This window comes from Limnohabitans radicicola, assembly GCF_014837235.1.
Classification (GTDB): Bacteria; Pseudomonadota; Gammaproteobacteria; order Burkholderiales; family Burkholderiaceae_C; genus Limnohabitans_A; species Limnohabitans_A radicicola.
Genome location: NZ_JACYFT010000002.1, coordinates 273,292 through 297,566, shown reverse-complemented (window position 1 = coordinate 297,566; position 24,275 = coordinate 273,292). Strand labels below are relative to the sequence as shown.

At 63.3% G+C, this 24,275-nt stretch carries 26 protein-coding genes; 16 read left to right on the top strand and 10 right to left on the bottom strand.

Annotation, left to right across the window (positions count from 1 at the left end):
* Positions 1-20: 20 nt before the first annotated feature.
* A complete protein-coding gene (locus tag IC609_RS09210; protein ID WP_191819207.1) occupies positions 21-2,003 on the bottom strand; it encodes a DNA topoisomerase IV subunit B in 1,983 nt (660 codons plus the stop codon).
* Positions 2,004-2,138: 135 nt separating this feature from the next.
* On the opposite strand from IC609_RS09210, the gene IC609_RS09205 reads away from it, so the two are divergent.
* The 3 genes from IC609_RS09205 to bamC all read left to right on the top strand — a co-directional run bounded on the left by IC609_RS09205 (position 2,139) and on the right by bamC (position 4,810).
* Complete coding sequence (locus IC609_RS09205) at positions 2,139-2,684, top strand: class I SAM-dependent methyltransferase (RefSeq protein WP_191819206.1); 546 nt, start codon at positions 2,139-2,141, stop codon at positions 2,682-2,684.
* 108 nt (positions 2,685-2,792) lie between these two features.
* Positions 2,793-3,689 (top strand): 4-hydroxy-tetrahydrodipicolinate synthase, encoded by an 897-nt coding sequence (gene dapA / locus IC609_RS09200; protein WP_191819205.1) that lies wholly within the window; start codon positions 2,793-2,795, stop codon positions 3,687-3,689.
* 23 nt (positions 3,690-3,712) lie between these two features.
* Positions 3,713-4,810 carry an outer membrane protein assembly factor BamC gene (gene bamC, locus IC609_RS09195; protein WP_333473673.1) on the top strand — a complete coding sequence of 366 codons (1,098 nt, stop codon included), beginning with the start codon at positions 3,713-3,715 and terminating at the stop codon, positions 4,808-4,810.
* Between the two features lie 89 nt (positions 4,811-4,899).
* On the opposite strand, the gene IC609_RS09190 is transcribed toward bamC, so the two are convergent.
* Both IC609_RS09190 and IC609_RS09185 read right to left on the bottom strand, forming a co-directional pair.
* Entirely contained in the window at positions 4,900-5,076 is a 177-nt protein-coding gene (locus IC609_RS09190) for a hypothetical protein (RefSeq protein WP_191819204.1), read from the bottom strand.
* Positions 5,077-5,257: 181 nt separating this feature from the next.
* Positions 5,258-6,379 carry a cupin domain-containing protein gene (locus IC609_RS09185; protein ID WP_191819203.1) on the bottom strand — a complete coding sequence of 374 codons (1,122 nt, stop codon included), beginning with the start codon at positions 6,377-6,379 and terminating at the stop codon, positions 5,258-5,260.
* Between the two features lie 66 nt (positions 6,380-6,445).
* Between IC609_RS09185 and IC609_RS09180 the strand changes: the two genes are divergently transcribed.
* A complete protein-coding gene (locus IC609_RS09180) occupies positions 6,446-6,979 on the top strand; it encodes an FKBP-type peptidyl-prolyl cis-trans isomerase (protein WP_191819202.1) in 534 nt (177 codons plus the stop codon).
* Positions 6,980-7,051: 72 nt separating this feature from the next.
* Here IC609_RS09180 and dut read toward each other — a convergent pair whose 3' ends face one another.
* Together dut and coaBC are read right to left on the bottom strand one after the other, a co-directional pair.
* On the bottom strand, positions 7,052-7,501 hold the full coding sequence (gene dut, locus IC609_RS09175; RefSeq protein ID WP_191819844.1) for a dUTP diphosphatase: 450 nt from the start codon (positions 7,499-7,501) through the stop codon (positions 7,052-7,054).
* Positions 7,502-7,503: 2 nt separating this feature from the next.
* Positions 7,504-8,727 (bottom strand): bifunctional phosphopantothenoylcysteine decarboxylase/phosphopantothenate--cysteine ligase CoaBC, encoded by a 1,224-nt coding sequence (gene coaBC, locus IC609_RS09170; RefSeq protein ID WP_191819201.1) that lies wholly within the window; start codon positions 8,725-8,727, stop codon positions 7,504-7,506.
* 293 nt (positions 8,728-9,020) lie between these two features.
* Here coaBC and IC609_RS09165 point away from each other — a divergent pair, with 293 nt between their 5' ends.
* Genes IC609_RS09165 through IC609_RS09135 form a run of 7 tightly spaced genes read left to right on the top strand, consistent with a single transcriptional unit; the run spans position 9,021 to position 14,685 of the window.
* Entirely contained in the window at positions 9,021-10,667 is a 1,647-nt protein-coding gene (locus IC609_RS09165) for a CTP synthase (protein WP_191819200.1), read from the top strand.
* A 27-nt stretch (positions 10,668-10,694) separates the two neighbouring features.
* Positions 10,695-11,549, top strand: a complete 855-nt coding sequence (gene kdsA, locus IC609_RS09160; protein WP_191819199.1) for a 3-deoxy-8-phosphooctulonate synthase — start codon at positions 10,695-10,697, stop codon at positions 11,547-11,549.
* Positions 11,546-11,833, top strand: a complete 288-nt coding sequence (locus IC609_RS09155) for a DUF1330 domain-containing protein (RefSeq protein ID WP_191819198.1) — start codon at positions 11,546-11,548, stop codon at positions 11,831-11,833. The genes kdsA and IC609_RS09155 overlap by 4 nt, the downstream gene beginning before the upstream one ends.
* A gap of 49 nt (positions 11,834-11,882) precedes the next feature.
* Complete coding sequence (eno, locus tag IC609_RS09150) at positions 11,883-13,169, top strand: phosphopyruvate hydratase (RefSeq protein ID WP_191819197.1); 1,287 nt, start codon at positions 11,883-11,885, stop codon at positions 13,167-13,169.
* Between the two features lie 6 nt (positions 13,170-13,175).
* A complete protein-coding gene (locus IC609_RS09145; protein WP_191819196.1) occupies positions 13,176-13,451 on the top strand; it encodes a septum formation initiator family protein in 276 nt (91 codons plus the stop codon).
* Complete coding sequence (gene pnuC / locus IC609_RS09140) at positions 13,448-14,014, top strand: nicotinamide riboside transporter PnuC (protein WP_191819195.1); 567 nt, start codon at positions 13,448-13,450, stop codon at positions 14,012-14,014. Before IC609_RS09145 ends, pnuC begins: the two co-directional genes overlap by 4 nt.
* On the top strand, positions 14,011-14,685 hold the full coding sequence (locus IC609_RS09135; RefSeq protein WP_191819194.1) for an AAA family ATPase: 675 nt from the start codon (positions 14,011-14,013) through the stop codon (positions 14,683-14,685). Before pnuC ends, IC609_RS09135 begins: the two co-directional genes overlap by 4 nt.
* A gap of 6 nt (positions 14,686-14,691) precedes the next feature.
* Here IC609_RS09135 and hslO read toward each other — a convergent pair whose 3' ends face one another.
* Positions 14,692-15,678, bottom strand: a complete 987-nt coding sequence (gene hslO / locus IC609_RS09130; RefSeq protein ID WP_191819193.1) for an Hsp33 family molecular chaperone HslO — start codon at positions 15,676-15,678, stop codon at positions 14,692-14,694.
* 36 nt (positions 15,679-15,714) lie between these two features.
* The gene (locus IC609_RS09125) at positions 15,715-16,239 is read right to left on the bottom strand and encodes a gamma carbonic anhydrase family protein (protein WP_191819192.1); all 525 of its coding nucleotides are present in this window, start codon (positions 16,237-16,239) and stop codon (positions 15,715-15,717) included.
* Between the two features lie 104 nt (positions 16,240-16,343).
* On the opposite strand from IC609_RS09125, the gene IC609_RS09120 reads away from it, so the two are divergent.
* On the top strand, positions 16,344-17,126 hold the full coding sequence (locus tag IC609_RS09120) for a ferritin-like domain-containing protein (RefSeq protein WP_191819191.1): 783 nt from the start codon (positions 16,344-16,346) through the stop codon (positions 17,124-17,126).
* Between the two features lie 9 nt (positions 17,127-17,135).
* Here the strand turns inward: IC609_RS09120 and xerD are convergent, their stop codons facing one another.
* Positions 17,136-18,044 carry a site-specific tyrosine recombinase XerD gene (gene xerD, locus IC609_RS09115; RefSeq protein ID WP_191819190.1) on the bottom strand — a complete coding sequence of 303 codons (909 nt, stop codon included), beginning with the start codon at positions 18,042-18,044 and terminating at the stop codon, positions 17,136-17,138.
* The gene (locus IC609_RS09110) at positions 18,044-19,009 is read right to left on the bottom strand and encodes a tripartite tricarboxylate transporter substrate binding protein BugE (protein WP_191819189.1); all 966 of its coding nucleotides are present in this window, start codon (positions 19,007-19,009) and stop codon (positions 18,044-18,046) included. Before IC609_RS09110 ends, xerD begins: the two co-directional genes overlap by 1 nt.
* A gap of 135 nt (positions 19,010-19,144) precedes the next feature.
* Here IC609_RS09110 and IC609_RS09105 point away from each other — a divergent pair, with 135 nt between their 5' ends.
* The gene (locus tag IC609_RS09105; protein ID WP_191819188.1) at positions 19,145-20,050 is read left to right on the top strand and encodes an AEC family transporter; all 906 of its coding nucleotides are present in this window, start codon (positions 19,145-19,147) and stop codon (positions 20,048-20,050) included.
* Between the two features lie 24 nt (positions 20,051-20,074).
* Here IC609_RS09105 and queG read toward each other — a convergent pair whose 3' ends face one another.
* Positions 20,075-21,139, bottom strand: coding sequence for a tRNA epoxyqueuosine(34) reductase QueG (gene queG, locus IC609_RS09100; RefSeq protein ID WP_191819187.1), 1,065 nt, complete (start codon positions 21,137-21,139; stop codon positions 20,075-20,077).
* 21 nt (positions 21,140-21,160) lie between these two features.
* On the opposite strand from queG, the gene tsaE reads away from it, so the two are divergent.
* The 3 genes from tsaE (at position 21,161) to IC609_RS09085 (ending at position 24,260) form a co-directional block, all read left to right on the top strand.
* On the top strand, positions 21,161-21,727 hold the full coding sequence (tsaE, locus tag IC609_RS09095) for a tRNA (adenosine(37)-N6)-threonylcarbamoyltransferase complex ATPase subunit type 1 TsaE (RefSeq protein ID WP_191819186.1): 567 nt from the start codon (positions 21,161-21,163) through the stop codon (positions 21,725-21,727).
* Positions 21,693-23,105: an N-acetylmuramoyl-L-alanine amidase gene (locus tag IC609_RS09090; RefSeq protein WP_191819185.1), complete on the top strand. Its 1,413-nt coding sequence runs from the start codon at positions 21,693-21,695 to the stop codon at positions 23,103-23,105. The genes tsaE and IC609_RS09090 overlap by 35 nt, the downstream gene beginning before the upstream one ends.
* Before the next feature lie 174 nt (positions 23,106-23,279).
* Positions 23,280-24,260, top strand: coding sequence for a Bug family tripartite tricarboxylate transporter substrate binding protein (locus tag IC609_RS09085; protein WP_191819184.1), 981 nt, complete (start codon positions 23,280-23,282; stop codon positions 24,258-24,260).
* The last annotated feature ends 15 nt before the right edge of the window (positions 24,261-24,275 follow it).

The following is a 24,275-nucleotide window of genomic DNA, read 5'->3' as shown; positions in this document are numbered from 1 at the left end:
GATCAATTCCGGTGCGGGGCTCAGACATCGATCTCGATGCTGTCGCCGTGCAGTTCCATCAGCTCGCGGCGGGCGGCGGCTTCGCCTTTGCCCATGAGCTGTGTCATGAGGTTTTCTGTGCCCGCGTTGTCCAGCGGACCCAGCTCGATCGGCAGCAGGCGGCGCGTGTCGGGGTTGAGTGTGGTGTCCCACAGCTGCTCAGCGCTCATCTCGCCCAGGCCTTTGAATCGGCTGATGCTCCAGCCGCCTTCTTTGACGCCATCTTTGCGCAGCTTGTCGATGATGGCGGTGAGCTCACCCTCATCCAGCGCATAGGCCTTGGAAGCAGGCTTTTTGCCGCGTGCCGGGGCATCGACCCGGAACAGCGGTGGCCGCGCCACAAACAAATGCCCGGCTTCGATCAGCTTGGGAAAGTGGCGGAAGAACAAGGTCAGCAGCAGCACCTGGATATGCGAGCCGTCCACATCCGCGTCAGACAAGATGCAGATCTTGCCGTAGCGCAGACCGGACAGATCGGGCGAATCATTGGGTCCATGCGGGTCCACCCCGATGGCGACCGAGATGTCGTGGATTTCGTTGTTGGCAAACAGGCGGTCACGCTCGACCTCCCAGGTGTTGAGCACCTTGCCGCGCAGCGGCAGGATGGCCTGGTTTTCCTTGTTGCGGCCCATCTTGGCGCTGCCACCCGCCGAGTCGCCCTCGACCAGGAACACCTCGTTGTCTGCGGTGTCCTTGCTCTCGCAATCGGTCAGCTTGCCGGGCAGCACGGCCACGCCCGAGCTCTTGCGCTTTTCGACCTTCTGGCCGGCCTTCTGGCGCGACTGGGCAGCCTTGATCGCCAGCTCGGCCAGCTTCTTGCCGTAGTCCACATGCTGGTTGAGCCACAGTTCGAGCGCGGGACGCACGAAGCTGGAGACCAGACGCACCGCGTCGCGCGAATTCAGGCGCTCTTTGACCTGGCCCTGGAACTGTGGGTCCAGCACCTTGGCACTGAGCACATAGCTGGCGCGGGCGAACACGTCTTCGGGCATGAGCTTGACGCCTTTGGGCAGCAAGGCATGCAGCTCGATGAAGCTCTTGACGGCGTTGAACAGGCCGTCACGCAGGCCGCTGTCGTGCGTGCCGCCCGCGCTGGTGGGGATCAGGTTGACATAGCTCTCGCGCACGGGTGCGCCGTCTTCGGTGAAGGCCACGGCCCAGGCCGCGCCCTCGCCTTCGGCAAAGCTGTCGTTGTTGCCATCGGCATAGCCCTCGCCCGCAAAGAGCGGGATCACCGGATCGGCCGTCAGGGTCTGGGTCAGGTAGTCGCCCAGGCCTCCTTTGTATTGCCAGGTCTGGGTTTCCCTGGTTTTTTCGTTGACCAGGCTGACGCTCACGCCGGGCATCAGCACCGCCTTGCTGCGCAAGAGGTGCACCAGCTCGCCCATGGGCAAGGCCGGCGAGTCAAAGTATTTGGCATCAGGCCACACGCGCACCGTGGTGCCCTGCTTGCGGTCACCGGCTTGCTGCGCACGCGAGACCAGCGGCTCGACCACATCACCGCCCGAGAACACCAGCGTGGCCACCTGGCCTTCGCGGTGGCTGGTGGCTTCCAGGCGCTTGGCCAAGGCGTTGGTCACGGAAACGCCCACACCATGCAAACCACCGGAGAAGCTATAGGCGCCGCCCTTGCCCTTGTCGAACTTACCGCCCGCGTGCAGTCGGGTGAAAACCAGCTCGATCACGGGCGCATTTTCTTCGGGGTGCATGCCAAACGGGATGCCACGGCCATCGTCCTCGATGCCCACCGAGCCGTCGGCATGCAGCGTGACTTTGATCTTTTTGCCGTATCCGGCCAGCGCTTCGTCGGCAGCGTTGTCCAGCACTTCCTGGACGATGTGCAGCGGGTTGTCGGTGCGGGTGTACATGCCCGGCCGCTGTTTGACCGGCTCCAGGCCTTTCAAGACCCGGATCGAGCCTTCGGAGTATTCGTTGGAGGTTTTGACGGTAGATTGGGTAGCCATGGTGGCGGATTGTAGTGGGATTCACAGCCCAAAACTGGATGAATAACCAGTGGTTTGCATTCGACACAGGCATGCTTTGGGCCGTTGGGCACCGATTGGTTACAGTCAGCCACCTCGAAACCCAATGGACTGACGATGCACGGAACCGAAGCCCCCTCCTCCTGGATCCAGCGCTGGAGCCATTTGCTGACCCCAGGCTGCACGGCGCTGGACATCGCTTGCGGCGGCGGGCGTCACATGCAGTGGCTGTCCTCCAAAGGCCATGCGGTGCTGGGATTGGACCGCTCGGCCGAAGCGCTGGCCCTGGCCCAGGCTTTTGGCCAGACGCTGCAAGCCGACATCGAAAACGGCCCCTGGCCGCTGGCGGGGCAAACTTTTGGCGCCGTGGTGGTGACGAATTACCTCTGGCGCGCCTTGTGGCCACAGATCACGGCCTGCGTGGCGCCGGGCGGCGTGCTGTTGTACGAAACCTTTGCCCAGGGCAACGAGACGGTGGGCAAGCCCTCGCGGCCTGACTTTTTGCTGCGTACGGGCGAGTTGCTGCAGGTCTGTGCAGAGGCTGGCTTGCGGGTGGTGGCCTACGAAGACGGTTTTCTGAGTGCTCCTGACCGCTTTGTGCAGCGCATTGCCGCTGTGCGGCCCAGTGCGGCACAAAACGCAGACCGTTGGCCACTGGCCTGAAACTGCAACACCCGCCGCACGTGCAACCGAGGGTAATTTCTCAGCCGCTCGACACAGCAAGCGGGGCTTCCCTCGTTAGAATGTTCTTTTCAGTCTCTAGACCCTGACATGACCACCGCATCACGCTCCATCCAAGGCAGCATTCCCGCCTTGATCACCCCCATGCTCGCAGACGGCCAGGTGGACTACCCCACTTTGCGAAAACTGATCGATTGGCATGTGGCCGAGGGCACCGATGCGCTGGTGATCGTGGGCACCTCGGGCGAGTCGCCCACCGTCAACGTCGAGGAACACCGCGAAATTTTGCGCGTTTCGGTGGAACAGGCCGCCAAGCGCATCCCCATCATTGCCGGTTGCGGCGCCAACTCCACCGCCGAGGCGATCGAGCTGGCCAAGTTTGCCGAAACCATCGGCGCTGATGCCCAGCTGCAGGTCGTGCCTTACTACAACAAGCCCACACAAGAGGGCCTGTTCCAGCACTTCAAGGCAATCGCCGAAGCCACGCCCAAGCTGCCCGTGATCCTGTACAACGTGCCCGGCCGCACCGTGGCCGATCTGCAGCACGACACCGTGCTGCGTCTGGCCCAGGTGCCCGGCATCATCGGCATCAAGGAGGCGACCGGCAACATCGAGCGCGCCCAGTGGCTGATCCGCGACCTGCCCAAGTCGTTTGCTGTGTTCTCGGGCGATGACCCCACCGCCGTGGCCCTGATGCTGGTGGGCGGCGCAGGCAACATCAGCGTGACAGCCAACGTCGCGCCCCGACTGATGCATGCGTTGTGCGTGGCGGCCATGAAGGGGGACATCGCCACCGCCATGAAGATCCAGTTCCAGCTGATGCCCGTTCACAAGAACCTGTTCGTGGAAGCCAACCCGATCCCGGTCAAATGGGCCATGAACCGCATGGGCCTGTGTGGCCCGGCCTTGCGCCTGCCCATGACCGAATTGTCCGAAGGCCAGCGCCCCGTGGTGGAAGCGGCCCTCAAGGCCAGCGGCCTGCTTTGATTCACTTTGACAAGGAAACCCCTGTGAAGCGTTCCGTTTCGACCCATGCCATGACGGCAGTGGCCATCGCCGCACTGCTGTCCGGTTGCGCCGCCCTTGAAGAAGAAAAAATCAATTACAAAAGCGCGGCCAAGGCCACCGGAAGCCTGGATGTGCCCCCGGACCTGACCCAGTTGCGCAAGGATTCCCGATACGCCCTGGAAAGCAACTCCGCCACAGCCTCCGGCTTTGCGGGGGCTGCCAAAAAAGTCACCGATGCAGGCACCGCCGCCAACACCATGGGCGATGTGCGCATGGAGCGCTCCGGCGCTCAGCGCTGGCTCGTGGTGTCGCGCCCAGCCGACAAGGTCTGGGAGCCGCTGCGTGAGTTCTGGACGGCCAACGGCTTTAACTTGTCCATGGACTCACCCGATGTGGGCATCATGGAAACCGACTGGGCCGAAAACCGCGCCAAGATCCCGCAAGACTTGATCCGCCGCACGATTGGCCGCGTGCTCGACTCGCTCTATTCGACCGGCGAGCGCGACAAGTTCCGCACCCGCGTCGAGCGCAACGCCCAGGGTGGCGTGGACATCCATGTCGCTCACCGCGGCATGGTCGAAAGCTTCACCAGCAACGACAAAACCAGCACCACCTGGCAGCCACGGGCCTCGGATCCTGAACTCGAAATCGAATTCCTGCGTCGCCTGATGGTCAAACTCGGCGCCTCGCCCGAGCAGGCCAAAGTGGCTACGGCAGGCACCGCCTCGGTCGTCCCTGCATTGGCCGTGGCCGTGATCGACGGTCGCCCCAGCCTGAAACTCTCCGACGACCTTGAGCGCGCATGGCGCAAGACCGGCGTGGCCCTGGACCGCACCGGCTTCACGGTGGAAGACCGCGATCGCACCAAAGGCGTGTATTTCGTGCGCTACGTTCCCCCAGGCACCAGCGCAGAAGAACCCGGTTTCTTTGCCAAGCTCTTCAGCAGCAAGACCGCCGGTCCTGAGCTCACGCGCTACCGTGTGAACCTGGAAGCCCAGGATGGCGCCACTTTGGTGCGTGTACAAAGCAGCGACGGCAAACCCGACAACTCGGAAAATGCCCAGAAAATCCTGAAACTGCTGGCGGCCGAACTGCGCTGATGCGTTTTGCGAGCGCCCATGAAAAAACCCGCCGAGGCGGGTTTTTTTGTGCCCATCCCCAGCTTAAGGCGGGGGAAGTGCAGCCCAAATTACTTGGCAGCAGAAGCGTCAGAAGCGGGAGCAGCAGCGGCAGAAGCGTCAGCAGCAGGAGCAGAAGCTTCCACGGCAGGAGCTGGAGCGGCAGGAGCAGCGGCTTCTTCTTTTTTACCGCAAGCGGCCAGAGCAGCAGCAGCGATCAGGGCGGCCAAAACGATAGACTTGTTCATGGTGATGTTCCTTTTAGGGTTAAAACAATTTCCGGAAATTGTCGGGACAACCTCTGGAGGTTGTTCTGACCGAGACAAAAGCACTCGAGCTCTTTTGCTCAGACTCTGATTATAGCGTTTTCCCTAGCACACCAACAAACTGACACGAAACCTTCAAAATGGGGTGTCTCAGGGTAGATCCTCAAAGGGTTTTCAACCACCCATCGGCTTGCCATTCGTCCAAGGCAGCCAAAGCATCCTCGCTCAGCGCCTTGATTTGCTGTGCATCCAGCGTCCGTGTGTCCGCAAGTGTTCTCAAAAGGCGCGCATCTCGCCCAGACACACGGAAACTTTCGCCATTGATGAAAATGTGCCGTTCGTCGTACATCATGCGGGTGCGGCGATCCAGCACCACCCCTGCCGACAGATCCCCGGCTTCCTGCCCGAGCTCAAACCAGACCTTGGCCTTGGGTTCGGTCAAATACTCCCCCAGCAAACTGTCCAGAAGATGCGGGTTCTTGAGTGCCTTTTGCAGCGATTCGCGCGCAAAAGTCACCAACTCGGCAGGAATGGCACCCGGCTGCGCCACCGCAGGCTGGGTTGGATCACGGTAGACCTGCTCGCCCACGCTGTCGGGCGCCTCGTCGGCCAGGCCCAGCAAAAGTTCGCGGGCCAGCTCGCCTTGCTGGGGCGAGCGGAACCCGATCGACCAGGTCATGCACTCACCTTGCGCCACGCCGTCGTGCGCGTACTTGGGCGGCAGGTACAGCATGTCCCCGGGGTTGAGCACAAACTCTTCTTCAGGCTCGAAGCTCTGCAAAATCTTGAGTGGCACACCGGGCTGCAGGCTCAGGTCCTTTTGACGCCCAATGCGCCAACGGCGCTGACCGTGGGCCTGGAGCAGGAACACGTCATAGCTGTCAAAGTGCGGCCCGACGCCGCCGCCATCGGTGGCGTAGCTGATCATCAAATCGTCCAGACGGGCATCGGGCACAAAACGGAACAGCTGCAACAGTGCATGCACACCATCATGGTGCAAGTCCACGCCCTGCACCAGAAATGTCCAGTCCTTCTGGCTGAAAGGCGGCAAGCTGCGCTTCGGCAATGGGCCGTGCTTCATCTTCCAGCCTTTGTCCGAGCTCACGATCAAACGCGACTCCACATCGTCCTGCCCCGCCAGAGCCACCAGCGCCGCACGGTCCAGGCAGGGCTTGAAGTCAGGAATCGCCTGGCGCACCAGCAAAGGCTTTTTCTGCCAGTGGCGCTTCATGAACTGGCTGGGAGTCAAGCCCCCCAAAAGAGCCAAAGGTTGATCAATATTCATCGGGAATCCGCATGTTTTGTGTGAAATCTCGGCGAGCCAGCGCCGCCAAACTGCGACAATTGTCCTATGGAAATCAACAACGCTTGCGTGGTCGCACTGACCTGGACGCTCAAAGACACACTGGGTGAAACACTCGACACCCTGGACGAACCCGTGGAATTTCTGGTCGGTGGCAAAGACCTGCTGCCCAAGATAGAAGAAGCCCTGCAAGGGCATTCAAAAGGTGCCAAGGTCGATCTGCACATCGAACCCGAAGACGCTTTTGGCGACTTCGATGACCAGTTGCTGTTTCTGGAACCCCGCAGCCTCTTTCCCAAAGACCTGGAAGAAGGCATGACCATCGAAGGCACCGCCCTGCCCACTGGATGCAACCCGGACGCGCCGCGCAATGCGCTCTACACCGTGACCGAGATCTACCCCGAACATGTGGTGCTGGATGGCAACCACCCTCTGTCGGGCATCGCGATCCGCCTGCACATGAAGGTCGAAGGCGTGCGTGACGCCACCGAAGAAGAAATCGGCCGCGGCACCTGCGGCACGGGCTTTTTCCGCATCGAAGTCGGCGAGCACGACGCATCCGAGGGCCGCACGCTGCACTGAGCCGGCGGGCATCCCATGCGCAAACAAAAAACCGCCTGCATCGGTCGATGCAGGCGGTTTTGACATGAGGCTTTATTTTTTGCCCGTGGAGCCGTAACCGCCCTCGCCGCGCTCGGTCGCGGCATCAAATTCGCTCACCACATGGAAACGTGCTTGCACCACAGGCACGATGACCATCTGCGCAATGCGCTCCAGAGGCTCAATGGTGAAGGCCACATCGCTGCGGTTCCAGCAGCTGACCATGAGCTGGCCTTGGTAGTCGCTATCGATCAAGCCCACCAGATTGCCCAGCACGATGCCATGCTTGTGGCCCAAGCCCGAGCGCGGCAGCAGCATGGCGGCGTAACCGGGGTCCTTGAGGTGAATGGCCATGCCCGTGGGCACCAGCTGCCAGGCGTTGGGGGCCAAGGTCAGGGGCGCGTCGAGACAGGCGCGCAGGTCCAGCCCTGCACTGCCCGGTGTGGCGTAAGTAGGCATTTGCGCGGCAATGCGCGCATCGAGGATTTTGACGTCGATGTCCATGGTCATGCGTGTGTTCCGCCCAGTCGCCGGGCAATGTCTTCAATGAGTTGGGTGGCCAGCACCTGTTTGCTGGCGTGCGGCAGTTCGCGGGCGCCTTGGGCGTCCACCAGCAGCAAGGCGTTATCGTCTTGGCCGAACGTGGCCGGGCCGATGTTGCCCACCAGCAGCGGCACCTGCTTGCGGGCGCGTTTGGCCGTGGCGTGCGCCAGCAGGTCGTGGCTCTCGGCGGCAAAGCCCACGCAAAACAGCGCGCCTTTTCGCGCCGCCGCCGACTGGGCCACGGTCGCCAGAATGTCGGGGTTCTCGACAAAGCCCAGCTCGGGCGTCTGACCCGAGCCGTCTTTCTTGATTTTCTGATCGGCCGAATTGGCCGGACGCCAGTCGGCCACCGCCGCCGTGGCGACGAACACGCCCTGCTCTGGCACGTGGGCTTGCACCGCCTGCAGCATGTCGCGGGCCGAGCGCACGTTCACGCGCTTGACGCCTCGGGGTGTGGCCAGGCTCACTGGGCCAGCGATCAAGGTCACATCGGCACCGGCCAGACGCGCTGCACGGGCAATCGAAAAGCCCATCTTGCCGCTCGACAAGTTGGTGATGCCACGCACCGGATCGATCGCCTCATAAGTCGGGCCAGCGGTGACCAGCACCGCCTTGCCTGCCAACACCTTGGGCGTGAAAAACGCCTCCAGGTCTTCCAGAATCTCTTCGGCTTCGAGCATGCGGCCGTCGCCTGTCTCGCCGCAGGCCTGGTCGCCCTGGCCCACATCGAGCACATGGATGCCGTCGGCCTTGAGCTGCGCCACATTGCGCTGGGTAGCAGGGTTGGACCACATCTCGCGGTTCATGGCCGGGGCCACGATCAGCGGCACCTTGTCGATTGGACGTGCCAGGCACAGCAGGCTGAGCAGTTCGTCGGCACCGCCATGCAACAGTTTGGACATGAAGTCGGCGCTGGCCGGGGCCACCACAATCGCATCGGCCTCGCGGCTCAGGTTGATGTGGGCCATGTTGTTGGCCTCGCGCGGGTCCCACTGCGAGGTGTACACCGGCCTGCCCGACAGCGCTTGCATGGTCACGGCCGTCATGAATTGCTCGGCCGCCTCGGTCATCACCACCTGCACTGTGCAACCCGCCTTGACCAGGGCGCGGCAGAGTTCAGCCGACTTGAAAGCCGCAATGCCGCCCGACAAGCCCAGAACGATGTGTTTTCCAGCCAATGTGCTCATGCCGGGGAATGTAGCAGAGACAAGCCAACATGCCGCTTCGGGGCCGGGGCTGGGCCGATCGGGTGATTTGTCGAGCGAAACGGGTGTGGGCACGTTCAGTTGCAGCGCAGCGCTGGAGTCGCGGCTGTCCGGATCGGGCGATTTGGCGAGCGAAGCGAGTATGAGCCCGACCGGTCAGCCCCGGGCCCAGTGCGGAAACAAGCAAGATTCGGTCTTTACCGGGAAAACCCCGAACCCGACTGTCTATAATCACGATTTCCACCTACCGGGAGCTCCAGGCTCCCGTCTTGGACATGACCAAATTCGTCTTCGTCACCGGCGGTGTGGTGTCTTCCCTGGGCAAGGGAATCGCCTCCGCCTCTCTGGCTGCCTTGCTTGAATCGCGCGGCCTGTCTGTCACCCTCATCAAACTCGACCCCTACCTCAACGTGGATCCCGGCACCATGAGCCCCATCCAGCACGGGGAGGTGTTTGTGACCGACGACGGGGCAGAAACCGACCTGGATCTGGGCCACTACGAGCGCTTCATCAACACCCGGATGAAGAAGGCCAACAACTTCACCACCGGCCAGATCTACAAAAGCGTGCTCGAAAAAGAGCGCCGCGGCGACTACCTGGGCAAGACCGTGCAGGTCATCCCCCATGTCACCAACGAAATCCAGGACTTCGTCAAGCGCGGCGCGGGCTACGGCACGCCCGAAGCGGTCGATGTGGCCATCGTCGAGATCGGCGGCACCGTGGGCGACATCGAGTCCCTGCCTTTCCTGGAAGCCGTGCGCCAGCTCAGCCTGCGCCTGGGGCCCAACAACGCCGCCTTTGTGCACCTGACTTACCTGCCCTGGATCGCCACCGCAGGCGAGCTCAAAACCAAACCGACCCAGCACACGGTGCAAAAGCTGCGCGAAATCGGCATCCAGCCCGATGCCCTGCTGTGCCGCGCCGACCGCTACATCCCGGACGACGAGCGCGAAAAAATTTCGCTGTTCACCAACGTACAAGGCTGGGGCGTGATCTCCATGCCCGACGTGGACACCATCTACAAAGTGCCCCGCGTGTTGCACGAGCAAGGCCTGGACGGCCTGATCTGCGACAAGCTGCGCCTGAACACCCAACCGGCCAACCTCAAGCGCTGGGACGATCTGGTGTACGAGACAGCCAACCCCAAGGGCGAAGTCACGATTGCCATGGTGGGCAAATACGTCGAGCTGTCAGACAGCTACAAATCGGTCAACGAGGCCCTGCGCCATGCGGGCATGCGCAACCATGTGCGCGTGAAGATCGAGCACATCGACTCGGAAACCATCACCCCCGAAACCGTGGCCAGCCTGGCCAACTTCGACGGCGTGCTGGTGCCCGGCGGCTTTGGCAAGCGCGGCGTGGAAGGCAAGATCGAAACCGCCCAATTCGCCCGCACCCACAAAGTGCCTTACCTGGGCATCTGCCTGGGCATGCAGGTCGCGACCATCGAATACGCCCGCCATGTGGCCGGCATGACGGGTGCCAACAGCACCGAGTTCGAGCCCGACACCCCCTACCCGGTGATCGCCCTGATCAACGAGTGGAAGGACGCCGACGGCTCGATCCAGAAGCGCGACGAAAACTCGGATCTCGGCGGCACCATGCGCCTGGGCGCACAAAGCTCCGACGTGGCCAAAGGCACATTGGCACACCAAATCTACGGCGATGTGGTCACCGAGCGCCACCGCCACCGCTACGAAGCCAACGTGAATTACCTGGACGACTTGCGCAAAGCGGGTCTGGTGATCTCGGCTTTGACCCAGCGCGAGCAGCTGACCGAAATCGTCGAACTGCCGCAAACGGTTCACCCCTGGTACGTGGGCGTGCAGTTCCACCCCGAATTCAAGTCCACCCCCTGGGATGGTCACCCGCTGTTCAACGCCTTCGTCAAGGCGGCGATTGAACACAAGGCCAAAGCCTGACCTTGGGCGCTTCACAGGAGCCACACCATGAAACTCTGCGGATTTGACGTTGGCCTGAACCAACCCTTCTTTTTGATCGCGGGCACCTGCTCCATCGAAGGTCTGGAGATGTCCATCGAGGTGGCCGGTCGCCTCAAAGAGGCTTGCTCGGCCTTGGGCATCCCGCTGATCTACAAAGGCTCGTTCGACAAGGCCAATCGCTCCTCTGGCAGCACCCAGCGCGGGGTGGGCATCGATGCGGGCCTGAAAATTCTGGACGAAGTGCGCCGCCAGATCGGTGTACCCATCCTCACCGACGTGCACGACGAGTCGCAGGTCAAAACCGTGGCCAGCGTGGTCGATGTGCTGCAGACCCCCGCCTTCTTGTGCCGCCAGACCGATTTCATCCGCGCCGTGGCCCAGTCGGGCAAGCCGGTGAACATCAAAAAAGGACAGTTTTTGGCCCCCTGGGACATGAAGAACGTCATTGACAAGGCCCGCACCGCAGCACGCGAAGTCGGCCTGCCCGAAGACAACTTCCTGGCCTGCGAGCGCGGCGTGAGCTTTGGCTACAACAACCTGGTGGCCGACATGACGAGCCTGGCGGAAATGCGCAAGACCGGCGCCCCGGTGGTGTTCGATGTGACCCACTCGGTGCAAAAACCGGGCGGCCAAGGCACCAGCAGCGGCGGTGCCCGCGAAATGGTGCCGGTGCTGGCCCGCGCTGGTGTGGCCGTGGGCGTGGCAGGCCTCTTCATGGAAACCCACCCCAAGCCCGCCGAGGCTTGGTCCGACGGTCCCAATGCCGTGCCGCTGGGCCAAATGAAAGCCCTGCTCGAGACCCTGGTGCAGCTCGATTCCGTCACCAAAAAGAACCCCTTCCTGGAAGACAACTTCGCATGAGCGGCTATATCATCGCCAACGTCCAGGTGACCAACCCCACCCAGTACGAAGAGTACAAAAAGTGGTCCACCGCAGCCATGCAAGCCACAGGCGCTGAAGTCTGTGTGCGGGGCGGCCGACTCGAAGTGCTGGAAGGCGACTGGACACCAGAGCGCCTCGTGGTTCTGAAATTCCCGACCTATGAAGCGGCCAAGGCCTTTTACGAAGTGCCCGAGTACCTCAAGGCCCGTGAGGCGCGCGCAGGTGCTGCCATCATGCGCATGGTCGTGGTCGAAGGTGTTTGAGCCCTTGGCCCCAAACCAGTTTTATTTTTCAATTTGAGAGAGTTCAAAAATGAGTGCAATCGTTGATATCGTCGGCCGTGAAATCCTCGACAGCCGTGGCAACCCCACCGTCGAATGCGACGTGCTGTTGGAATCGGGCGTGATGGGCCGTGCCGCTGTGCCGTCGGGCGCATCGACCGGCAGCCGCGAAGCCATCGAGCTGCGTGACGGCGACAAGAGCCGCTATCTGGGCAAAGGCGTGCTCAAGGCCGTCGAGCACATCAACACCGAAATCTCCGAAGCCGTGCTGGGCCTGGACGCCTCCGAGCAGGCGTTCCTGGACAAGACCCTGATCGACCTGGACGGCACCGAAAACAAGAGCCGCCTGGGCGCCAACGCCATGCTGGCCGTGTCCATGGCCGTGGCCCGCGCCGCTGCCGAAGAGTCCGGCCTGCCGCTGTACCGTTACTTTGGCGGCATGAACGGCAACCAGCTGCCCGTGCCCATGATGAACGTCATCAATGGTGGCGCACACGCCAACAACAACCTGGACTTGCAAGAGTTCATGATCATCCCCGTGGGCGCACCGTCGTTCCGCGAAGCCGTGCGCTGGGGCGCTGAAGTGTTCCATGCGCTCAAGAAAATCATCCACGACAAAGGCATGAGCATTGCCGTGGGCGACGAAGGCGGCTTTGCCCCCAACGTGGACAGCCATGAAGCGGCCATCCAGATGGTGCTGGACGCGATTGCTGCGGCCGGCTACACCGCTGGCGAGCAGATCGCCATCGGCCTCGACTGTGCCGCCAGCGAGTTCTACAAGGACGGTAAGTATGTTCTCGCAGGGGAAGGCGGCATCAGCCTGACGTCCGAGCAGTGGACCGACATGTTGGCCACCTGGTGCGACAAGTACCCCATCATCAGCATCGAAGACGGCATGGCCGAAGGCGACTGGGCTGGCTGGAAAGTGCTGACCGACCGCCTGGCCAAGAACGTGCAGATCGTCGGTGACGACCTGTTCGTGACCAACACCAAGATCTTCAAGGAAGGCATCGACAAGGGCATCGCCAACTCGATCCTGATCAAGATCAACCAGATCGGCACCCTGACCGAAACCTTCGAAGCCATCGAGATGGCCAAGCGTGCGGGCTACACCGCCGTCATCTCTCACCGTTCGGGCGAGACCGAAGACAGCACCATCGCCGACATCGCGGTGGGCCTGAATGCCGGTCAGATCAAAACTGGCTCCATGAGCCGCTCGGACCGCATGGCCAAGTACAACCAGCTGCTGCGCATCGAAGAAGACTTGGGCGATGTGGCCGTGTACCCTGGCCGCAGCGCTTTCTACAACCTGCGTTAAACCTGTATGGGCAACCGCCTCGTCCCGGCCCTGCTGATCACCTTGCTGGTGATCGTGCAAGCCCAACTGTGGTTCGGGCGAGGCAGCCTGCGCAATGTGGCGGAGCTGGAACGCCAGCTCCAGCAGGAAAAGCAAGCCAACGAGGAAGCCCGGCGCGTGAACGAACAGCTCAGCGCCGAGGTCAACGACCTCAAGGAAGGCCTGAACATGGTGGAAGAGCGGGCCCGCCATGAACTGGGCATGGTCAAGCCCAACGAAATTTACGTCCAGATCGCCAAATGATCGCCTGGACCGAGGCTGTGGGCTTTGTGCTGGCCCTGGCCATGGTGGGGTGCAGCATCCGTGAGCTGCACTGGAGCTGGCCACTGGCCATCCTGAGTTCCCTGCTTTACTTTTTTGTGTTCAAGGACAGCCTGCTGTATGCCGAAGCCGGCTTGCAGCTGGTGTTTGCGCTGCTGGCCCTGTGGGGCTGGTGGCAGTGGCGGCGCTTGGGCGAAAACAAGCAGCCCGTCTCCATCATCCAGCGGCTGCCCATGCGTGGGTGGTGGGTGGTGGGCACGGCACTCGGCGTGCTCTGGCCATCCATCGCATGGCTGCTCATGCATTACACCGACAGCGATGTGGCCTGGGCGGATGCCTTGCCCACAGCCCTCAGCCTGATCGGCCAGGCCCTGCTGGGCCGCAAATACATCGAAAACTGGCTCGCCTGGATCGTGGTCAACGTCTTCAGCGTGGGGCTGTTTGCCTACAAGGGCCTGTGGCTGACCACGGCCTTGTATGTGCTGTTCATCGGCCTGAGCATCCTGGGCTGGCGTGAATGGCAAAAACGACTGACAGCGCCATGAGTGCCATGAGCCCCGTGCGCCGCATCGCCATCGTCGGGGCCGAGAGCACCGGCAAGTCCTGGTTGGCGCGCAGCCTCAGCGAGGTGCTCGCGCAGCGGGGCGAAGCCGTGCAATGGGTGCCCGAAGTGTTGCGCGGCTGGTGCGAACGCGAGGGGCGTACGCCCGAGCCACACGAGCAAATGGGCATTGCCCAGGCGCAAGCCGATGCGGTGTTGTCTGTCAGCCAGGGCGTCGTGATTTCAGACACCACGCCACTCATGACCGCCGTCTACAGCCACATGCTGTTTGCCGACGAGAGCCTGTACCCCATGGCCCTGGCCCACCAGCAGCTGTTTGACACCACCCTGGTGACGGGCCTGGACCTGCCCTGGGTGGCCGATGGCCTGCAGCGTGACGGCCCTCATGTGCGTGGCCCGGTCGACACGCTGGTGCGCCAGGCGCTGGAGCACACGGGTGTGCGCTATCGGGTGGTCTATGGGCAGGGGCACCAGCGTCTGAACAACGCCTTGCTGGCGCTGGGTCTGCCGGGCGAAGACGAGGCGGCTTGGCACACCCGCCAGAACGCGCAATACGCCTTGAACGAAGGCCGCACGCCTTGGCTGTGCGAAAAGTGCAGCGACCCCGACTGCGAGCACCGCCTGTTCACCGGGCTGTTGCAGCGGGGTGATTGAGCCCTGTCAGTGAACGGACGGCTCGCCAGGCACCGCCACGGGCGAGATGAACAGGCCCGCCGCATCGACCGGATCAAAGCGGTACTGGGCCCCGCAAAAGTCGCAACCCACCTCGATCTGGCCTTGCTCGGCAATGATGCTCTCGGCCTCGGCTACACCCAGGCTGCGGATCATGTTGCCCACGCGCTCATGGCTGCAGGAACAGGCAAACCGGGGGCCAGTCTCGCCCACCAGGGGCTCGAAGCGGGCGATGGGCTCTTCCCAGAACAGACGGTGCAGAATGGTCTCCGCGTCCAGCGTGAGCATTTCTTCGCGCTTGAGGCTTTTGGCCAGGATCGCGATGCGGCTGAAATCCTCACTGCGGCCCAGCAAGGCCTCGCGTTCGACCGAATCCACCTGCCCGGCCAGATTGCCCTCACCCTCGATGGGCAAGCGCTGGATCAGCAGGCCAATGGCGACATGATCGTCAGCAGCCAGCACCATCACGGTGTCCAGCTGTTCGGACTGCAGCATGTAGTGCTCCAGCACTTCGCTGATGTTTTCGAGTTTCTCCCCCTGGTCACCAAAGAGCGGCACCACGCCCTGGTAAGGCTGCTGACCGGGCAAGCGGTCCTTGGGGTCAAGCGTGATGGCGCAGCGCCCCTGGTTGTTCACGTTCACCATCTGGCTGAGCGTGGCGTCAGCCGCCACCTCGCCCACCTGCGAGCAGGTGGCGCGCAGGCTCAGGTCGGGCTGTACCTCGACAACGCCCACCTTGACCGGGCCATCGCCAAAAATCTGCAGCACCAGCGCCCCATTGAATTTGATGTTGCCCTGCATCAGCACACCCGCAGCAGCCATCTCGCCCAGCAACTGGCGCACGGGTACGGGATACGCCCCCGTCTCGGAGTTGGCTGCGCGGCGCGCCAGGATGTCTTGCCAAGCGTCGGTCAGGCGCACCAGCATGCCACGCACGGGCATGCCCTCGAAAATGAATTTATGGAGTTCGGACAATGTGGGGTCACGCCCGCAGGGCGCTCCTTTGATGGTTCAGGAAATTTTCTTCAGCCCAGCCTTGAAGCGGTGGGCGTTTTCGACGTAATGCTTGGCACTCTGGCGCAGACCTTCGATCTGCTCAGGGCTGAGTTCGCGCACCACCTTGGCGGGCGAGCCCATGATCATGGAACCATCGGGAAATTCCTTGCCCTCGGTCACCAGAGAGCCCGCGCCCACCAGGCAGTTCTTGCCGATTTTCGCACCATTGAGCACCACCGCCCCGATGCCGATCAGCGATTCGTCACCGATGCTGCAGCCGTGCAGCATGACCATGTGGCCCACGGTGACGTACTTGCCCACCACAATGGGCTTGCCATGGTCGGCGTGCATGACGCTGCCGTCCTGGATGTTGCTGCCCTCGCCGATGGTGATGGTCTCGGTGTCGCCGCGCACGGTCACGCCAAACCAGACGCTGGCATTGGCTTCGATCTTGACCGCCCCCATGACCTGCGCGTTGTCGGCCACCCATGCGGTCTCAGCCACATCAGGGGTGTGCGAATCGAGTTGGTAAATGGCCATGGTGTCTCCTCGGGTCTTTGCTGTTTCTGGGAATCCTACAATTGTAGGCAAGCCCACCACACCGGGTGAGCCAGACGCGTCTTTAACCCTGCCCGTACCTTCCCATGTCTCAGCTGTCTTTGCGCCAAGCCGCCCTCGGCCCCTGGTCCGAAACCGACCCGGTGGCCAAAGCCCAGGCCACGCTGGCCCTGGACCTGTCGCGGCCCGTTCAGCCACAAGACACCCTCACCGCGACCACCCCAGGTCCGGGCCGCAGCCCACGGCCAGAACTGGTGCACCACACCGCACTCAAGGCCAAATCGCTGGCCACGCCCGAGGGGCGAGCGATTTTGGTGCACAGCATCACCCACATCGAGCTCAATGCCATTGACCTGGCGCTGGACGTGGTCTGGCGCTTTGCGGGCATGCCCGAGGCGTTTTACACCGACTGGGTGCGCATTGCGCAGGAAGAAGCCAAACACTTTTTGCTGCTGCGCAACCACCTGGTGGGCATGGGCTTTGACTACGGCGACTTTCCCGCGCACAACGCGCTGTGGGACATGGCCGAGCGCACCCAGGACGACCTGCTGGCGCGCATCGGCATCGTGCCCCGCACCATGGAGGCCCGGGGTCTGGACGCATCGCCTGCCGTCAAGAACAAACTGGTGAGCACCGGCGATCACAGGGCCGGAGAAATCCTGGACATCATCCTGGAAGAGGAAATCGGCCATGTGGCCGCTGGCAACCGCTGGTTCCGCTACTTGTGCGTCCAGCGCCAACTTGACCCCATCAGCACCTATGCCGAACTGATCGCCCAATACGACGCACCCAAACTGCGCCCACCCTTCAACATGGCGGCCCGGCGCCTGGCCGGCTTTGAAGAGGCCGAACTGGCCGCGCTCGGTTGACCTGAAGGCTCAGCCTCTGGGGTGGTGCTGCGCGTGCAGGGTTTTGAGCCGCTCGCGCGCCACATGGGTGTAGATGGTGGTGGTGGAAATGTCGGCGTGCCCCAACAGCATCTGCACCGCCCGCAAATCGGCCCCATGGTTGAGCAAATGCGTGGCAAAGGCGTGGCGCAGGGTGTGCGGTGACAGCGGCGTGGTGATGCCCGCCTGCAACGCATAGCGCTTGACCAAATTCCAGAACATCACGCGCGACATGGCCGTGCCCGGCTTGGGCCCGCTGCTGGTGACAAACAGGGCATCGGTCTGGCGTGGCCCCAGCAAGGCGGGCCGGGCCTGCTGCAGGTAACGCTCCAGCCATTCGCGCGCCTCCTGCCCAAAGGGCACCAGCCGCTCCTTGCCGCCCTTGCCCATGATGCGCAGCACGCCCTCGTTGAGCGAGACATGCAGGGTTTTGAGTTGCACCAGCTCGCTCACGCGCAGGCCACTGGCGTACATCATTTCGAGCATGGCGCGGTCGCGCAGGCCCAGGTCGGTGGCGTCATCGGGTGCGCGCAGCAAACCGTCCACCTGGGCCTCGCTCAGGGTTTTGGGCACGCGCAGCGCCTGTTTGGCGGCGAGCAGCTTGAGGGTCGGGTCGGTGTGGATGAGCCGTTCGCGCAGGGCCCAGCGAAAGTAGCGCTTGAACACCGTCAGCCGCCGGTTGGCCGAGGTCGCCTTGCTCTGGGCGTGGCGCTCGGCAAAGTAGGCCTGCAGGTGGTGCTCTTGCGTCTGGTCCAGCGTCAGCGCATGGCTCAGGTTCAACCAGCTGGCAAACAGGCACAGGTCGCGCTTGTAGGCCGCCAGGCTGTTGGCGGCCAGACCATCTTCCAGCCAGAGGGCATCGGCAAAGCGGTCGATGGCCGACTGGCTGTCGGGGTGCATCAATCGAGCTTGAGCTTTTGCTGGTCCACGACCTTTTTGTACACCTCGTACTCGGCCTTGATCTGGGCAGCGAATTCCTCAGGCGAGTTGCCCACCACCAAAGAGCCCGTGTCCTGGATGCGTTTGGCCACGGCCGGGTCCTGCAGGGCTTTTTTCACACCGGCGCTGACTTTTTCGATCACCTCTTTGGGCAGGTTCTTGGGGCCGTAGATGCCGTAGTAGGCCATGCGGTTGACAGGCTCCAGCCCCACTTCCTTGAAGGTGGGCACATTGGGCAGCTGTGGCAGACGCTGGGGGGCGGCCACCACGATGGGGATCAGCTTGCCCGTCTGGATGAAGGGCATGGCCGAAGGCATGTTGTCAAAAATGATCGGCACTTGCCCCGCCACCGTATCGTTCAGGGCCGGACCTGCGCCACGGTAAGGGATGTGGGTGATGAACACGCCCGCCAGGCTCTTCCACAACTCGGTCTGCAGATGACCAATGCCACCCGTGCCCGACGAGGAGTAGGAATAACGGCCCGGGTTCTTTTTGAGCTCGGCCACAAAGCCTTTGTAGTCGTGCGCCGGGAAACTGGGGTGCACCGCGATCACATTGGGCGTGGCCGCGATGTTGATGATGGGGGTGAAATCGGTGATCGGGTTGTAAGGGATCTTGGGGTTGATGGCCGGGTTGGCCGCCGTGGTCGACACCGTGGCCACACCCAGGCTGTAGCCATCGGGGGCCGATTTGGCCGTCTCGTTGGCACCCACGACGCCACCGCCACCGGCCTTGTTTTCAACCACCACCGATTGCCCCAGGGCTTTGCCCAAGGGCTCGGCAATGACACGGGCCACGATGTCGGTGGTGCCGCCCGGCGCGAAAGGCACCTGCAGCTTGACCACGCGGTTGGGATAGGCCTGCGCCCAGACCGAGCCCGACATCACGAGCAAAGCGGTGGTGGAAATCAAATGGCGACGGTTCATGAGAGCAACTCCTGTTTTCATGGATTCGATCATAGGCACAAAGCCAGGCCGTTCGGCACAGGACAAACCCATGCCAGGTCACTTGCGGTACCCAAAGGGACAGGCACCCGCGGGCCATACGGCTATCCTACCCGGGTGAATTACGCCCAACTCCTCTTCCCGGACTTTTCCCTGATTTTGTGCGGTTACCTGGTGTGCCGCTTCACGGCGCTCAACCGCTCGGTGTGGCAGCAGGTCGACAGTCTGGTGTATTACTTTCTCTTTCCCATTTTGCTGTTTCACTCGATCGTCAAAAGCCCGCTCGACCTGGGCGCCACATCGAGCCTGATTGCAGCGGGCCTGTGCCTGGGCGTGAGCGCCATCGCCCTGTCGTACAGCCTGCCCTACTGGCCCATCCTGGGACGCCACCTCGACAGGAAAGACCACGCGGCCAGTGCGCAGGTGGGCTTTCGCTTCAACTCCTTCATCGCCCTGGCGCTGGCCGAGCGCATCGCTGGGCCGCAAGGCCTGCTGCTGATCTCCTGCCTGATCGGTTTTTGCGTGCCCCTGTTCAACACGGCCGCCGTCTGGCCCATGGCCCGCCATGGCAACACGCACTTCGGGCGGCAACTGCTGCGCAACCCACTGATCATCGCCACCGCCTCGGGTCTGGTGGCCAACCTGCTGGGCTTTCGCATGCCCATCTGGCTGGAGCCCACCGTGCAACGGATCGGAGGCGCCTCTTTGGCCCTAGGCCTCATGGCCGCAGGGGCGGGCATGCAACTGACCAGCCTGCGCAAGGGCAAGGTGCTGTCCGTGACCATCTTATTGTGCAAGCACCTGATGCTGCCGCTCATGGCCTGGGGCTGGGCCCGCGTCATGTCGCTCGACGCCACACAAACCACGGTGCTGCTGGCGTTCTCGGCCCTGCCCACGGCATCGACTTGCTATGTGCTGGCCACCCGCATGGGCTACAACGGCGCTTATGTGGGTGCACTGGTCACGCTGTCCACCCTCTCGGGCATGCTGAGCCTGCCGTTTGCGCTGGGCGTGCTGCTCTGAACACCGAGAACCCATGGGGCCGCTTCAGGCCTGCGCCAGTGACCAGGCCACCTGCTCGCTGACCGCCGCGTCCGGATGTCCGGCATGGGCCTGCAAGGCCTGGCACAAGCGGCTGCGTTCGGCTGGCGTCAAGACACTGCTGGCCAGGGCGTTGCCTGCCGCCAGCGCCAGGTTGCGCAACCAACGGGCGTGGCCAATGCGGCGAATCGCCGAGCCTTCGGTACGGCGCAAAAACTCCGCTTCGCTCCAGCCCAGCAGATCGGCAATGCCACTGCCCGCCAAGCCCGGGCGCGCCAGCCAGTCGGGCACAGCGCTGGTCATGGCAAACTTGTTCCACGGGCAGGCCAGCTGGCAATCGTCGCAGCCATAGACGCGGTTGCCGATCAGGGGTCGCAATTCATGGGGGATCGGCCCCTCGTGCTCGATGGTCAGGTAGGAAATGCAGCGCCGCGCATCGAGCCGATAGGGCCCGATGATGGCCTGCGTGGGGCACAGGTCCATGCAGGCCGTGCATTGCCCGCAATGCGCGCTGGCTGCAGGTGTAGAAGGCAAGGCGAAGTCCACAAACAACTCGCCCAGAAAAAACATGGAGCCCGCTTCGCGCGACAGCACCAGGGTGTGCTTGCCCCGCCAACCCAGGCCACTGCGTGTGGCCAGCTCGGCCTCCAGCACAGGCGCCGAATCGGTGAAGACGCGGTGGCCAAACGGGCCAATGGCGGCGGCGATGCGCTCCTGCAGCTTTTGCAGGCGGCTGCGCAGCACCTTGTGGTAGTCCCGTCCTCGTGCGTAGACCGAGACAATGGCCTCACCAGGCTGCAGCCAGCGTTCGCGTTCGCGGTCGGCCCAGTCAGCGGGCGTGCCTTGCGGCAGGTAATCCATGCGGGCGGTGATCACGCTCACCGTGCCCGCTACCAGCTCGGCCGGGCGGGCGCGCTTCATGCCATGCGCGGCCATGTAGGCCATGCTGCCGTGAAAACCGGCGTCGAGCCAGGACTGCAAACCCGGCTCGGCAGAGGACAAATCGATGCCTGTCACGCCAATTTGGGACAATCCAAGCTCACGCGCCCAAACTTCGATTTGGGACCACAAGCCAGAAGGATCGATTTGGAGATGCCGCTCAGTCACCCGCCCATTGTAGAAAGCCAGGCCACCGGCCTGACTTGGCGCTCGCTTTGGCCTGACGAAGAAGCCACGCAAGCCTTTGCCACGCGGCTGGCCGAACGGCTGCAGCGCTGGCCGGGCGGGCGCGACGCGAGCATCGAGCTGCGTGGCGATCTGGGCGCGGGCAAGACCACCTTGGTACGCCACCTGCTGCGCGCCGCCGGGGTGCAAGGCCGCATCAAAAGCCCGACTTATGCCGTGGTGGAGCCGCACCAGGCGGGCAGCGGCGAGGCCGCCTGGCCCATCTGGCACTTTGACTTTTACCGCTTCAGCGACCCACGCGAGTGGGCCGATGCGGGCTTTCGCGACATCTTTGCCAGTCCCGGCCTCAAGCTGATGGAATGGCCAGACAAGGTGGCAGGCCAGCTGCCCCCGGCCGACTGGGTGATCGCATTGAACGCGCTGGACGAAGACCAGCGGCAAGTGCACATCACCGCACAAACCCCGCGCGGACAGCAGTGGCTGCAAGCGTGGCAAGCGGATGCGGCTCCTTCTGAGGCATCGCGTGCAAACTGATCGTCGCCAGTTCCTGCGCGCGGGTTTGGCCGCACTGACACTGGCGGGCAGCGACCTGGTGCGCGGCGCGAGCCTCATGGCCGTGCGCATCTGGCCAGCCGCCGAATACAGCCGGGTCACGCTCGAGTCGGACGTGCCGCTCAAGACCCAATCGAGCTTTGTGCCCTCCCCGCCCCGGCTGGCCGTCGATATCGAAGGCCAGCAGCTGAACCCCGCCCTGCGCGAGCTGGTTGGCAAAGTGCAGGCCAGCGACCCCAACATCGCGGGCATCCGGGTCGGTCAATACAGTGCCAACGTGGTGCGCCTGGTGATCGACCTCAAACGCCCCATCGCCCCGCAGGTGTTCACGCTCGCGCCCGTGGCGGCCTACCAGCATCGCCTGGTATTCGACCTGTACCCGACGCAAACCGTAGACCCACTGGAGCAGCTGATCCAGGAAAAAACCGGCGCGGCCCCGGCCAAAGCGCCTGAACTCGCACGCCCGGGCAGTGGCACCGACCCGCTGGGCGAGTTGATCGCCCGCCAGACCCAGGGGGCTGCGGTGAGCCCACCGCCCTTGCCAGTACCGTCCACCCGCAGGCAAGACTTCGAGCCCCCGCCCGAAGCCATCATGGAGCGGCCCGACCACCCGCCACGGCCTGCCGCCAGGACCGAGCGCCTCATCGTGGTGGCGCTGGACGCCGGGCATGGCGGCGAAGACCCGGGCGCCGTGGGGCCTGGCGGCACCCGCGAAAAGGATGTGGTGCTGCGCATCGCCCAGCGCCTGCGCGAACGCATCAACGTCACCAGCGTGGGCGGCAACCCGATGCGTGCCTACCTGACCCGCGATGCCGACTTCTTTGTGCCCCTGCATGTGCGGGTGCAAAAGGCGCAACGCGTGCAAGCCGACCTGTTTGTCAGCATCCATGCCGACGCGTTTTTCACGCCCGAGGCACGGGGCGCGAGCGTGTTTGCGCTCAGCGATGGCGCGGCGTCCAGCAGCGCCGCACGCTGGATGGCGCAAAAGGAAAACAAGGCCGACCTGATCGGTGGCATCAACCTGGGCGTGAAAGACGCCCAAGTGCAGCGCGCCCTGCTGGAGATGAGCACCGCCGCGCAAATCAAGGACAGCCTGCACCTGGGCAGCGCCTTGCTGCGCGAAATCGGCGGTGTGGGCCGCCTGCACAAGCCCCGCGTCGAGCAGGCCGGCTTTGCCGTGCTCAAGGCCCCCGACATCCCCAGCGTGCTGGTGGAGACCGCCTTCATCAGCAACCCCGAAGAGGAAGAAAAGCTGCGCAGCGAGGCCTACCAGGAGCGCCTGACCGAAGCGCTGCTGCGCGGCATCGTGGCCTACTTTGCGCGCAACCCGCCCCTGGCGCGAAACCGCGCGCCACTTTGAATGACGTCGCGCAACAGCGCACCGGGTTGAATGGTTTCGCTCCGTCTCGCATCCGGTTGAGAGTCACCTGCGTGGCACACCCTGATTGACCCAGGCGGGCGCGTGCCCCTAAGCTGCCCGACGACATGGCCGAGAACAACAGCCACCGCCATGCACACACCAGGAGACACTTTCATGCGCTTGACCCGTCTGTTCCAGACCGCGGCACTGGCTCTGGCCGCTGCCGCCGTGCCCACATCACAGGCCCAGACCCCCAACTGGCCCAGCAAACCCATCCGCTGGATCGTCCCCTACACCCCCGGCGGCATCACCGACAACGCCACCCGCATGGTGGTGCAAAAGATCTCCGAGCAAACCGGCTGGTCCATCGTGGTCGACAACAAGCCAGGCGCCAATTCGATCCTGGGCGCTGACCTGGCGGCCAAAGCCCCGGCCGACGGCCACACCTTTGTGACCGTGATCGGTGCCCACGCGGCCAACGCCACCTTGTACGCGGGCCGTTTGCCCTATGACCCGGTCAAAAGCTTTGCCCCCGTCTCGCTGGTGGGCATCGCGCCGCTGGTCATGACGGTGAACAACAACCTGCCCGTCAAGAACATCAAGGAACTCATCGAGTACGCCAAGGCCCGGCCCGGCAAAGTGGCTTTTGGCTCCTCGGGCGTGGGCGCTGCGGCCCACCTGACGCAAGAACTCTTCAAGCAGGTGGCGGGCGTGGACATGGTGCATGTGCCCTACAAAGGCACGCAACCGGCATTGACCGACCTGATGGGCGGCAACATCCAGATCCTGACCGACACGGCCAGTGCGCTGATGCCCCACGTTCGCGCGGGCAAGATCAAGGGCATGGCCGTGTTCTCGTCGCAGCGTGTGCCGGGCGCTGCCGAAGTGCCAACCATCACCGAGTCGGGTGGCCCGGCCATCGAAGGCTCCACCTGGGTGCTGTTCCTCACGCCATCGGGCGTGCCCAAAGACATCGTGCGCCGCATGTCGGCTGAAACGGCCAAAGCCCTGAACTCGCCCGACATCAAAGCCAAATTTGAAGCGCTGGGCATCATCACTGGTGACACCTCGCCCGAATTCGCCGCCAAGTTCCTGGACGATGAAATCGTCAAATGGGCCAAGGTCATCACGGCCGCTGGGGTGAAAGCGGAATAAACCCCATCTACCTGC

Excerpts from the sequence above, each read along its gene's own strand:
- dapA (WP_191819205.1), top strand. The coding sequence starts at position 2,793 with ATGACCACCGCATCACGCTCCATCCAAGGCAGCATTCCCGCCTTGATC.
- IC609_RS09090 (WP_191819185.1), top strand. The coding sequence starts at position 21,693 with ATGCGGCTCCTTCTGAGGCATCGCGTGCAAACTGATCGTCGCCAGTTC.
- IC609_RS09110 (WP_191819189.1), bottom strand. The coding sequence starts at position 19,009 with ATGAACCGTCGCCATTTGATTTCCACCACCGCTTTGCTCGTGATGTCG.
- dut (WP_191819844.1), bottom strand. The coding sequence starts at position 7,501 with ATGGACATCGACGTCAAAATCCTCGATGCGCGCATTGCCGCGCAAATG.
- IC609_RS09210 (WP_191819207.1), bottom strand. The coding sequence starts at position 2,003 with ATGGCTACCCAATCTACCGTCAAAACCTCCAACGAATACTCCGAAGGC.
- IC609_RS09180 (WP_191819202.1), top strand. The coding sequence starts at position 6,446 with ATGGAAATCAACAACGCTTGCGTGGTCGCACTGACCTGGACGCTCAAA.
- IC609_RS09155 (WP_191819198.1), top strand. The coding sequence starts at position 11,546 with ATGAGCGGCTATATCATCGCCAACGTCCAGGTGACCAACCCCACCCAG.
- xerD (WP_191819190.1), bottom strand. The coding sequence starts at position 18,044 with ATGCACCCCGACAGCCAGTCGGCCATCGACCGCTTTGCCGATGCCCTC.
- IC609_RS09185 (WP_191819203.1), bottom strand. The coding sequence starts at position 6,379 with ATGAATATTGATCAACCTTTGGCTCTTTTGGGGGGCTTGACTCCCAGC.
- IC609_RS09145 (WP_191819196.1), top strand. The coding sequence starts at position 13,176 with ATGGGCAACCGCCTCGTCCCGGCCCTGCTGATCACCTTGCTGGTGATC.
- IC609_RS09120 (WP_191819191.1), top strand. The coding sequence starts at position 16,344 with ATGTCTCAGCTGTCTTTGCGCCAAGCCGCCCTCGGCCCCTGGTCCGAA.
- IC609_RS09135 (WP_191819194.1), top strand. The coding sequence starts at position 14,011 with ATGAGTGCCATGAGCCCCGTGCGCCGCATCGCCATCGTCGGGGCCGAG.
- IC609_RS09165 (WP_191819200.1), top strand. The coding sequence starts at position 9,021 with ATGACCAAATTCGTCTTCGTCACCGGCGGTGTGGTGTCTTCCCTGGGC.
- coaBC (WP_191819201.1), bottom strand. The coding sequence starts at position 8,727 with ATGAGCACATTGGCTGGAAAACACATCGTTCTGGGCTTGTCGGGCGGC.
- tsaE (WP_191819186.1), top strand. The coding sequence starts at position 21,161 with ATGCCGCTCAGTCACCCGCCCATTGTAGAAAGCCAGGCCACCGGCCTG.
- IC609_RS09125 (WP_191819192.1), bottom strand. The coding sequence starts at position 16,239 with ATGGCCATTTACCAACTCGATTCGCACACCCCTGATGTGGCTGAGACC.
- pnuC (WP_191819195.1), top strand. The coding sequence starts at position 13,448 with ATGATCGCCTGGACCGAGGCTGTGGGCTTTGTGCTGGCCCTGGCCATG.
- kdsA (WP_191819199.1), top strand. The coding sequence starts at position 10,695 with ATGAAACTCTGCGGATTTGACGTTGGCCTGAACCAACCCTTCTTTTTG.
- IC609_RS09190 (WP_191819204.1), bottom strand. The coding sequence starts at position 5,076 with ATGAACAAGTCTATCGTTTTGGCCGCCCTGATCGCTGCTGCTGCTCTG.
- eno (WP_191819197.1), top strand. The coding sequence starts at position 11,883 with ATGAGTGCAATCGTTGATATCGTCGGCCGTGAAATCCTCGACAGCCGT.
- IC609_RS09085 (WP_191819184.1), top strand. The coding sequence starts at position 23,280 with ATGCGCTTGACCCGTCTGTTCCAGACCGCGGCACTGGCTCTGGCCGCT.
- IC609_RS09205 (WP_191819206.1), top strand. The coding sequence starts at position 2,139 with ATGCACGGAACCGAAGCCCCCTCCTCCTGGATCCAGCGCTGGAGCCAT.